At 42.2% G+C, this 10,732-nt stretch carries 10 protein-coding genes and 1 pseudogene; 6 read left to right on the top strand and 5 right to left on the bottom strand.

From position 1 onward, the window contains the following. Both H540_RS32385 and licT read right to left on the bottom strand, forming a co-directional pair. Positions 1-130, bottom strand: a 130-nt coding sequence (locus H540_RS32385; protein WP_155891087.1) for a PTS transporter subunit EIIB, incomplete at its 3' end; no start/stop codon positions are given. Between the two features lie 152 nt (positions 131-282). Beyond that, entirely contained in the window at positions 283-1,122 is an 840-nt protein-coding gene (gene licT / locus H540_RS0119795) for a BglG family transcription antiterminator LicT (RefSeq protein WP_028402093.1), read from the bottom strand. Positions 1,123-1,505: 383 nt separating this feature from the next. On the opposite strand from licT, the gene H540_RS34240 reads away from it, so the two are divergent. Both H540_RS34240 and H540_RS0119785 read left to right on the top strand, forming a co-directional pair. Continuing rightward, positions 1,506-2,075 (top strand): cyclophilin-like fold protein, encoded by a 570-nt coding sequence (locus H540_RS34240; RefSeq protein WP_028402092.1) that lies wholly within the window; start codon positions 1,506-1,508, stop codon positions 2,073-2,075. Positions 2,076-2,099: 24 nt separating this feature from the next. Next, positions 2,100-2,312, top strand: a pseudogene (locus tag H540_RS0119785) (MFS transporter); the annotation flags it as partial. Positions 2,313-2,479: 167 nt separating this feature from the next. On the opposite strand, the gene H540_RS30355 reads toward H540_RS0119785, so the two are convergent. Next, positions 2,480-2,737 (bottom strand): hypothetical protein, encoded by a 258-nt coding sequence (locus tag H540_RS30355; protein ID WP_155891086.1) that lies wholly within the window; start codon positions 2,735-2,737, stop codon positions 2,480-2,482. Positions 2,738-3,202: 465 nt separating this feature from the next. Here H540_RS30355 and H540_RS0119775 point away from each other — a divergent pair, with 465 nt between their 5' ends. The 4 genes from H540_RS0119775 to H540_RS0119760 all read left to right on the top strand — a co-directional run bounded on the left by H540_RS0119775 (position 3,203) and on the right by H540_RS0119760 (position 9,390). Then, entirely contained in the window at positions 3,203-4,306 is a 1,104-nt protein-coding gene (locus tag H540_RS0119775) for a phosphodiester glycosidase family protein (protein WP_028402090.1), read from the top strand. 177 nt (positions 4,307-4,483) lie between these two features. After that, a complete protein-coding gene (locus H540_RS0119770) occupies positions 4,484-4,792 on the top strand; it encodes a DUF3910 family protein (RefSeq protein ID WP_028402089.1) in 309 nt (102 codons plus the stop codon). 235 nt (positions 4,793-5,027) lie between these two features. After that, positions 5,028-6,650, top strand: a complete 1,623-nt coding sequence (locus H540_RS0119765) for an SWIM zinc finger family protein (protein WP_028402088.1) — start codon at positions 5,028-5,030, stop codon at positions 6,648-6,650. Beyond that, positions 6,634-9,390, top strand: a complete 2,757-nt coding sequence (locus H540_RS0119760) for a DEAD/DEAH box helicase (protein ID WP_028402087.1) — start codon at positions 6,634-6,636, stop codon at positions 9,388-9,390. The genes H540_RS0119765 and H540_RS0119760 overlap by 17 nt, the downstream gene beginning before the upstream one ends. 249 nt (positions 9,391-9,639) lie before the next feature. Here H540_RS0119760 and H540_RS0119755 read toward each other — a convergent pair whose 3' ends face one another. Both H540_RS0119755 and H540_RS0119750 read right to left on the bottom strand, forming a co-directional pair. Then, positions 9,640-10,023: a VOC family protein gene (locus tag H540_RS0119755; protein WP_028402086.1), complete on the bottom strand. Its 384-nt coding sequence runs from the start codon at positions 10,021-10,023 to the stop codon at positions 9,640-9,642. Positions 10,024-10,101: 78 nt separating this feature from the next. Further along, entirely contained in the window at positions 10,102-10,557 is a 456-nt protein-coding gene (locus H540_RS0119750; protein ID WP_028402085.1) for a 2-thiouracil desulfurase family protein, read from the bottom strand. Between the last annotated feature and the right edge of the window lie 175 nt (positions 10,558-10,732).

Below are 10,732 nucleotides of genomic sequence, written 5' to 3'. Positions count from 1 at the left end.
TTTTCTTATCAGCCTGACTATGATCTTTTAATGTAAAACGCAGACGTGTGGCACAATGCACAACACTAATTATGTTTTGTTCTCCACCGACCAATTGAACTATTTCCTTCGCTAAGCTTTGGTAACTCAATTTTATCTCCTCCTTTTATAGTCTAATTTCCTATTAAGCTCTAACCTTGATTAACTGTTCGTATGGTAAAAAACTTAATAAAAAAAACCTAAACCAAACAATCAATTTGAATGTTTGATTTAGGTTTTGCCCTTTGAGTTACAACCCTAAGATCATCCGTTATTATTTTTTACTACTCTTTCAATATGAATCGTTAAATAAATCATTTCTTCGTCTGTTAATTCGTATGTGTAAGAGCTCTCAATAAACTTCTTTATTTTCTGTGAACACTTATAGGCCTCTGAATATTTTTCCTTTATTACCTGATATAAGCCATCATCTGTTGTACTGTTGTAATGATTTCCCTTGACTAACCGTTGTGCGAAAAACTTAAGATGGGTAATAAAACGATAGAATGGTAAAGAATTTTCATTAAACTCGATCTTAAAATGATATCTAACCATCGTTAATATTTCTTGCATAACCTTCGTCATATTTTTTACAATGGGCATCTCTTCATTCAATTCAGCATTAACAATATGAAGGGCTAAGAACCCTGCTTCATCCTCAGGTAGAATGACACCAAATTGTTCACACACCATATTTAATGCTTCTAGCCCAATCTCATATTCTTCTTTGTATAATTGCCTTGTTTCCCATAGTAATCCGTTTTTAATAGGAAAACCATTTCTATAACGCTCAATTGCAAAGTGTATATGATCAGTTAAATGAATATAAATGCTATCGTTTAATTTCTTACCTAATTTCATCTTTGCATATGCAATGATTTTTTCGGATATTTCCATATATTCGATTGGCATATCAGCAATTAAGGTCTTGAATTTTTTCATTATATCTTCGTTTTCTAAAGTGAAAATTTTATCTATTTGTTCCTGATTAATCTCCTCTCCAACTTGTTTTTTAAAAGCTATTCCTCGTCCGATGATAATTATCTCTTGTTTATCTTTTGTTGAAATAACGGCATTATTGTTTAATATTTTCTCTATTTTCACTTTATCACCTCCGATAATTGAAAAAGGCAAAACCCTACCTTTTTCTAAGGTAATCGGTTTTGCCTGATTTAACAGTTACAATCCGTTCTGTATGCGCTTACCCTAAGATAACATATGATTTTTGGATTAGCAATATATTTTTTTGAAAAATTAGGAATACTCAACAATTTTGATTCATTTGTTCAATAGGCAACAAATCGTGTTCATTTAACCATTGAGAGCATCGTGTTTCCATTTATAATTATAAACAAACGTTGATTAATCAATCGATGATGATTTTCTTTGTTGGGAGCAATTTTTTTACTTATGGTAGTTTCGTGATAATCCTTGTTCATCTATGTTATTTTCCAAACAATTGTAAGAATAAATAAGGAGACGTTTTGATGGGAAAAGGGGTTAAATCCACACTTTTGTTTATACTGGTGATTTCATTGTTTCTAACAGCTTGCAGCAGTAGTCATAATGAGAAAAACACCAATGGGGATGATACTGCAAATACAAATGTAAGTGGTGAACAAGTAGTTAAAATTGATGAATCGAACAAGCAGAATAGTAAGGATTCTGCAACTGATAATGGAGGTTTAGAGTTTATGGAAGACATAAAAATAAAATTGACATTCAACAACGAGGAAGTAATTGTGAATATGTATGATAACCCAACAAGCAGAGATTTTTTAGCACAACTTCCGTTAACAATAACCTTCGAAGATTATGCAAGAACCGAAAAAATTAGTTACCTACCAAAAAAACTATCTACAGAAAAAGCGCCATCAGGCAGTGATCCTTCAGTTGGAGATTTCACTTATTATGCTCCCTGGGGAAATTTAGCTATATTTTATAGAGATTTCGGGTATTCAAACGGACTTATTAAATTAGGCAAGATTGAATCTAGAGTAGACAAGCTTGAAAGTATTAATGGCAATTTTACAGTTCAAATTGAAAAAATTGATTAAAAGCAGAAATTAGGAGGTATATTTTTGGCTAAACAAAACAATTTGCTGATATTTATATTAATCATCGGTGTTTTCGGAATTATTAATACCGAGATGGGGGTTATTGGCATATTGCCTTCCATTGCTGATCACTTTCATGTCAGTGTATCAAAAGCAGGATGGCTGGTGAGTCTTTTTGCCCTTGTTGTTGCAGTATCTGGTCCAACGATGCCTTTATTGTTTTCGGGTATAAATCGAATGTAATAAAATTTCTTACCCACAATAATGTAAGCTATGTTGTTACTACTGTCAAAAAGCATACTTTGTGACACAGTACAGAATGGAAGGAATTCTGTGTGTCATAAAGTATGCTTTTTTTACTTTGAAGCTAGTTTATTGCTCACAAACCCTTAACGTTATTTGTATCAGCCGACTACATCCTGTTTTGAAAAAGCCGTAAAACTAAAGCAAGTAATGAACGCGACAATAGATACAATCATCCCAAACAGTAAGCCAATAGCAGCCATGAATGTATCATCGCCAGGAAAAGCAGGTTTTAGAATAATCCATTTATATAAAATGAAGAGAACCAGAAATAAATAGAAGCTGCTCCCTAGCAACCCCATCTTCAGCCGGTCTTTTCTTCTCCCCTGCCAGGATCTATTTATAAATACCCACGTCAAGATACTTATCACCACAGCCAGCGCCATGATAAAAAGATGCAAAAAAAGAAAAGTTTTTATGTCGATTTTTTTAGTTGCATTTATATAGGAATTTATTGGATATGTATATTTTATACTCAATATCCATTAATCTCCACATGGAAATGACATACGGCGTGGTAACTTCCGATGGCGGCGTCTTATATGGATTGGATACATGGTGTTCATTCAACTTCATTAAAAACGAACGGAACGAAAAAAAAGTGGCTATTCAAGCTCTAGGCTGTTGCCATGGTTATTTTTCCTACTTGCTAAATCTTTGATTTCATTATATCTTGAAAAGTGAATGCAATAATTTGAAAAGTGAATGTATTAATCTTGAAAAGTGAATGTAATAGTTTTCTAGTTTAATAGAAAGAAACATTGTATAAAAATTTTTTCCGCTCAAAAAAAACGAAATAATATTCAGATAAAAGGAGACCCATCATGAAGAAGTATCTATCTCGAATCATAAAAATAACCTCTTTACTTTTATTCGGGGTCATCGTATGCAGTATTTCCATTCTGTTTGGAACCTCATACGGACATAGCTTACGAGTCATTGCCGCTGAGAGTATCTTGACCTCTCAGCATCGATCCCTGGCCAAATTTACCTTTTTGCCGCAGAAGGAGCTCGATGATTTATTAAACTCCATTGATAACCCTGGGTGGGCAAACAGCATAACGGGTAAAAAATCACTCTCCCAGAAAGAACTTGAAAAGAAAAAAAGCCTGCCTCTTGTTGTTAATGTTGAGACGATTAAAGAAAAATTTGATGACCACTATTTTGAAGGAAAGCTTATGACTATAAGTAATCCCCTGAATGTAAAGCTTGTCACACAGCAAGGTACGCAGGGGAACGATGTAGGCGAAAAAATTTATGTCATGGCCAAACGAAACCATGCTTTGGCGGCTGTGAATGCCAGCGGATTTGCTGATGAAACAGGCCATGGTGGCGGAAAAACCGCCATCGGCACCGTCATTGAAGATGGCCGCGTCATCAATACGGCCGGCACTGCCGATACGAGCAGCATCATTACCGGATTGACAAAAGACGGGCAGATGGTAACGGGATCGTATTCCGCTAATGAATTGTTGAAAAAAGGCGTGGTATCGGCAGCTGGATTCATGCCGCAGCTTATTGTAGACGGAGAAAAGATGATTACCCATGGAAACGGCGGCTGGGGCTACGGACCAAGGTCCATTATGGCACAAAAGCAAGACGGCACCATCATGTTTCTTATTGTGGACGGAAGACAGACTCACAGTATCGGCGCTTCTTTAAAGGATTGTCAGGATCTTTTATACGAGCGCGGCGCTTATAATGCCATGGCGATGGATGGAGGATCTTCCGCCACGATGTATGCAATGGGAGATGTTTTGAATATACCTTCCACCTTGTCGCACAATTCCCGCTACTTGCCGAACGCCTGGATCGTTACTGCAAATCCTAATCAAAAAGTAGAGGTGTCCATTGACGGAACCCCTGCCTCGCAAAGCCAAATAGCTGACATCATCAATTCGTCGGCTGTTGCTTTAGAAGAAAAATAAAAGAACAGGTATTACCATGTTTACTATATGAAAATAAAAAACACCTCTTTGATTTATCCGAATCAAAGAGGTGTTTCGCTTTGTCTCGGAAACATAAGCGGCATATGCATGACAAGCGGCGCAAAAACAGCGTATACTAGACGCAAACAAGTTCTTACTTACAAAGGAGAGAGCGCCATGAACCTGAACGCTAAACCTGACTGGATTGGCACACCCCGCCAGCATGCATACGAAGAAAACGGCATACAGCACAAAGCCGTTTCCGTCGATTTTACGCTGGAGAACGATGACAATCGCTATAAGCTCGTGATGCAAACGACTATTCGAGACGGCGTATCTTCTGCAAGCTATGAACTAAAACAATACGGAACGGCACCGGGACGGCAAAAGCCGTTCATGATGGATACGGATTACGTATGGGAGGATCAAACGATTCCTCTTATTGATACGATTTTGAATGATCCTTATGTGCAATCCTTTTTGTGAACCAGCAAGCTGTGTTTGCTGGTTCACTCGTGTACCAACATAGGGCATTTCTGTCCTTTTCCATCTCCTCTATTTTTAGTCTTCCTTTATTTCAGTTTTTTCCAGCATATCAAACGTCACAAACCAAACACGGTGCCCATTCTTATAAATATACAAAAACTAAACTCTGTTGTTTTTTATTCTTCATAAATATCGGCTATAATGAAAGGATGAGAATTCTTTACGGAGGCGTATTATGCTGCAACATTCAATCGGAAAAGAAGACATATTGCAAATAGCCGATATGATAATCGAGAAGCTGGATCCGCAGGCAGAAGAAGACCGTGTCCGTATGGCAGCCGGCCTGCAGCTGTATCGGGAAGGCCGTGTATATAACGTGTCCTTTGCTGAAAATGTGCTGGAGGGTATAGCGCAGGATGAGGGACGCATTCTCACGGTGCAGCTGCCCTTTCACAATATACCGGAAAGCCACTGTGACTGCTTCACGCCAGGCTATTGTGAGCATATGGCAGCGGTGCTATTTTATGCGGGGGCAAGCTTCGGTTTAGTCGGCGATATTATGAAGCGATTTAAAGATAAAGGAAAACCGAAGGATATTATTCCGCAGCTGAAAACAGCGAAGCAGCTCCTGCAATCCTCTTCATATGAGGATATGAATTATGAAAGCTGGATTCGTTATTTTGAGAAGGAATATGAAGGATTTGCGAAGGAACAGGCTCGTTATCCGTTTCGCCAGTCCTACTTCCTTATGAATATATTCGAAGAGCTTTACATGAAGCTCGTCCGCAAAGCGCCGCGTCTTGCTGTACTCCGCGAGCTGTTTGAGCTGAATGCGGCTTTGTTCAGCTTTAGGAAGCTCCTGCAGGCAGCGGAAGACTTTGAAGAGAAAAAGGTCCACTCCTATTATAAGCCAGCTGCGATTGCGCACCGTTTTATAGATGAAGTAGAAGCCATTATAGGCAAGCTGACGATGGGCGCGTTTCCGATGGCGTTTGATGAACTGCTTCAAGAAACAGCTGCGACCGTGCACACCATGCTGTTCTCTCACTCCCTGAACCTTCAGGAACGCTACTTTTTATATCGCCACATCTGGAGCGAGCTGTTGAACCGTCCGCTCTGGGTGCGAAATGAAGAGCTGCGCATAGAAGAAGAGCTGCAGCCTTTGCCGAAGCATTTAGCTGCGGCGCACCTTGCATTTCTTCAGAAAAAAGACGAGATCGCGATGACTCATCTCGACACGCAATCCGATATGCTTGTCGGCTTGTATTTTTATTGGATTGATGAGCTGTGCGCTGCCATGCAGTGGGAACGGGTCCAAAGCTGGCTTTCTTTTGCCTACAAAAAGCTGAAACAATATTTGGAAGCAGGCGAAGGTCCTTCCTTAAAACGGGATATCGTACGGTTATACTTGTCTTCCTATTCGTCCTTTGCCCAGCATACAAACGAACACGCCGGATATGAAATGATCATTCAGGAGCTCCTGCCCTACAGCTTCTTTGAATACAATCAATATTTGCTGATGAAAAAACAATACCGAACTTGGACAGAACTGCAATTGTTCATGGGGTTTGAGACGCTTGAAGGATTAAAGGAAGCGGTAAGAGAGGTGGAAAAAGAAGATCGGGAGGCTGTCCTTCCTCTCTACCACCGTGCAGTCATGCAAGCGATTCATATGAAAAATCGGCAATCGTACCGTTTGGCGGTCCGGTATTTAAAAAAATTGCGCACGCATTACAAAAAGCTGAAGCGTACGGAGGAATGGGAGCGGTTTATTACAACGCTGAGCGCTTCCTTCTCCCGCTTGCGCGCATTGCAAGAAGAACTGCGGAAAGGAAAGTTGATTGATGACAACAAATGATATCACGCTTCGTCTCGAACAGCTTGAGGACGGCTTGTTTCTATGGGGCGAGGATGAAGACGGCGACACTGTGAACGTTGCAGAATGGCAAGACGATGCGCTTGCTTGGCATACCACTTCTTTTTACGGGACAATGCAAACCGAATACTCCCATCAAGAGCGGGAAGGTCTGTTGCTTACGCCGCCGCAAGCATTGGAGTTTATCGGGATCCGCCCGTCCAATTCATTTGTGCCGATTCGTTACGGGACAGAGCTCGCCGCTCTGTATGAATCAGCGCAAATTGCCTGGGATGATTACAAAGAAGGCTTGTTTCTCCCAGATATTGCGCATTGGGCAGAAGCCGCCGCGTGGAAGCCGGAGCATGTAACGCTTGCAAATCCCTTGTCTCGTCTCTTCTCGGATGCCGTCACCTATACGCTTATAATGGAACAGCCGCGCAATGAGGATTGGGAAAAAGCGCTGCGCTTGTACGAGCATCGCGATTTTACCTTGAAACAGCTCGCATCGGCGGTACACGAAGACGACTGGCTCACGAAAATCGGCTACTTAGAAGACGACACGCCGTTTACAATCGGCCTTCGTTTATTGGAACCGCAGGAAGACTATGAAACGTGGAAACTGGAAACGATTCTTCTGCCAAAGCGTGGCGCACAGCGAACGTATGTGTATACAGATGAAGCATCCTTGCCAAAGCGCTGGAAGTCTTTTCACGACCGTATCGTACAAACCTATCATGGCTGGGAAAAGCTCGTGCCGTGGCTTGTTGAAGACGGTCAATTGCGCCATGAGCTGTACGAACAGGAAGCATGGAAATTTCTCACCGAAGCCAGCAATGAGCTATTGGCAGCCGGGATTGATATTCTATTGCCTTCCTGGTGGCAAGCGCTCAAGCAAACAAAGCTTTCCTTGCGAGCAAAAGTAAAAGGTGACAGCGCTCAAGGTCAATCCTTCTTTGGCATGAACACGCTCATCAACTTTGACTGGCGTATCTCTACAGAAGGCGCGGAGTTATCCGAACTCGAATTCCGCAGTCTCGTCGAACAAAACCGCCGTCTCATTAATATTAACGGTCAATGGATTAAGCTCGATCCGGAGTTTATTGACCGCGTGAAAAAGCTCATGGATAAGGCGGACCGGCAAGGCCTTGAGATGAAGGATCTTCTCCAGCAGGAGCTGCTTCGCAATTCACAGACAGAAGAAATAACGGAGGATGATAACCTGTTCTCTGAGATCACAATCGAGCTCGATAACTATTATGAGGGCTTGCTGAATCGCTTGTTGGAAATTGGCCAAGTGCCCGAACGCACGATGCCGGACAATCTGCATGCGGAACTTCGTCCGTATCAGCATAAGGGCATCGAATGGCTCTTATATTTGCGCGAGCTTGGCTTCGGCGCCTTGCTTGCAGATGACATGGGCCTTGGGAAAACGCTCTCGACCATCGCTTATATTTTATATGCGAAGGAGCACGGCTTATCAACGGGACCCGCACTTGTTGTCGCACCTACCTCTGTACTCGGCAACTGGCAAAAGGAAATCGAGCGCTTTGCGCCGAGCCTGAAGGTTGCGCTTCATTATGGAAGCAACCGTGCGAAGGGGGAACAGTTCCGCCCTTCCTTAGAAGGAAAGGATATCATTCTCACCTCCTACGCCCTTGCCAATTTGGATGAAGAAGAGCTCGCCTCCTACAAGTGGAGCAGCATCGTCCTCGATGAAGCACAAAATATTAAAAACTCTCAAACGAAGCAGTCCCGCGCTGTCCGTCATTTGGATTCGTGGCATAAAGTCGCTTTGACGGGAACACCGATGGAAAACCGCTTATCCGAGCTGTGGGCCATTTTTGACTTCCTGAACCGCGGCTACTTAGGCAGCCTGCCGCAATTCCAGCGCCGCTTCGTCACGCCGATCGAGAAGGACCGGGACGAACAAAAAATCCAGCAGCTGCAGCGCTTAATCGCACCGTTCCTGCTGCGCCGCACGAAGCAGGACCCGGACGTCGCGCTCAATCTTCCGGACAAACAGGAACAAAAAGAATACTGCCCGCTCACCGTCGAACAAGCCTCCCTGTACGAGCAAATGGTGCAGGATACGCTTACGAACGTTCAAACATTAACAGGCATCGAACGGCGCGGCTTCATTCTCTTAATGCTGAACAAGCTCAAGCAAATCTGCAACCACCCGGCGCTGTATTTAAAAGAAGACGAACCGACTGGCATTAGCGACCGCTCGATGAAAATACAAAAGCTGGCGGAGCTCATGGAAAACATCCGCGACCGGGACGAAAGCTGTATCATCTTCACACAATACATCCGCATGGGCAACATGCTGAAGCAGCTGCTTGAAGAACAAACGGGCGAGCCCGTTCTCTTCCTGAATGGCAGTGTCAAAAAAACGGATCGCGACCAAATGATCGAACAATTCCAAAGCGGCCGCTATAAAATCTTCATTCTCTCTCTAAAAGCGGGCGGCACCGGTTTGAACCTGACCGCAGCCAACCACGTCATCCACTACGACCGCTGGTGGAACCCGGCTGTCGAAAACCAAGCGACCGACCGTGCCTACCGCATCGGACAAAAGCGGTTCGTGCATGTGCATAAGCTGATTACGACAGGGACGCTAGAGGAAAAGATTGATGAAATGCTCGAAAGAAAACAAGCGCTGAACAATGCGATTATTACGAGCGATAATTGGATTACAGAGCTGACGACAGAGGAATTGCAGGAGTTGTTGGGAGTTTAGGAATAGAGAAAGATTCATGTACAAAAAGGTTGTCTCATTAGTTATGAGGCAACCTTTTATTATGTAAATTTTAACTGCAGCCGAAGACGAGGCTACATTTCTAGATGCTGTTACGTTTGACCTCTCTCGAATTGTACCGTTTACTATCCGATTTCAATCATTTACTATCCAAATTCACACATTTACTATCCAAACCTCAACTTTATACTGACTCTATAAGTCAGTTATATAGAATCTGCACCTCACTATTTATGCAATATAGTTTGCTATCTCAATAAGGTTACGATCAGGATCTCTCACGTAGACAGAAAGGATTTTGCCGATAGCGCCAGTCCGGTATACCGGACCTTCTACAATATCTACCATGCATACATGTAAATGCTCCTTCACTTTTTCAATGGGTACATCTGTGATAAAGCAAAGATCACAAGAACCTGGGGTAGGTTTATTCGCTTTAGGCTCAAACTCTTTGCCGCTCTCGTGAAGATTGATCTTTTGCTGCCCAAATCGAAGAGCCTTTCTTCCTTCTCCAAAGGTTACGATTTCCATGCCTAGAACTTTAGTGTAGAAATCACAGGTGGCTGAAATGTCCTTTACAGTTAATACAAGATGATCCAAACTATTAATCTTCATATTAGCCTCTTCCTTTCTGCAATTGATTTCACTAGATATGTATTACAATCCATATAAGCAATCTTATCGGAAGCTATGTTAAGCCATATCCAGCAGCTCATTCTCTGAGATGACCTGAATCCCTTCTCTTCTTAACAAGGCTGCTGTGACTCCTTCACCTGGAATTTTGGAACTGGAAAAAGTACCATTATAAATCATGGAACTTCCGCATGATGGACTGTTCTCCTTTAAAACAACATAGGAAGCATTGACTTCTTTTATAATTTCCAATGCTTTATATGCACCTTGTACATACAGCTTCGTTACATCTCTGCCGGATTTGTCAATCACCTTGGCTGAACCATCTAGTACATCAGCACCTGATCCGCCAATGATTTCAGCCGATTCTCGAGGAGTCGGGAATCCTCCAAGAACTTCTGGGCATATCAATACAGCTTTATTTTGTTTTACCAATTCTTCAATTTTTTCTACGAGACTATGCGTGCCATTATAGCGGCACCGAATCCCTGCCAAACACGAACTTACTGCAATCATGAAAATGCCTGGTTAATTTGAAATGTATAAAAACATATAAAACCATCTCAAACCAACCAGTCCTCCCCTCTCATTTTATTTTTTAGAACCAATATATGTTTTGAAACCTCCAGATTAACGTTACAGGTTTCAATCCATAACGCTTTAGGATTTTACCGTCTGTCGTGGTCATATT

The sequence above is a fragment of the Ectobacillus panaciterrae DSM 19096 genome, assembly GCF_000430785.1.
Lineage (GTDB): Bacteria > Bacillota > Bacilli > Bacillales > Bacillaceae_G > Ectobacillus > Ectobacillus panaciterrae.
This window is presented reverse-complemented; position numbering and strand designations above follow the sequence as displayed.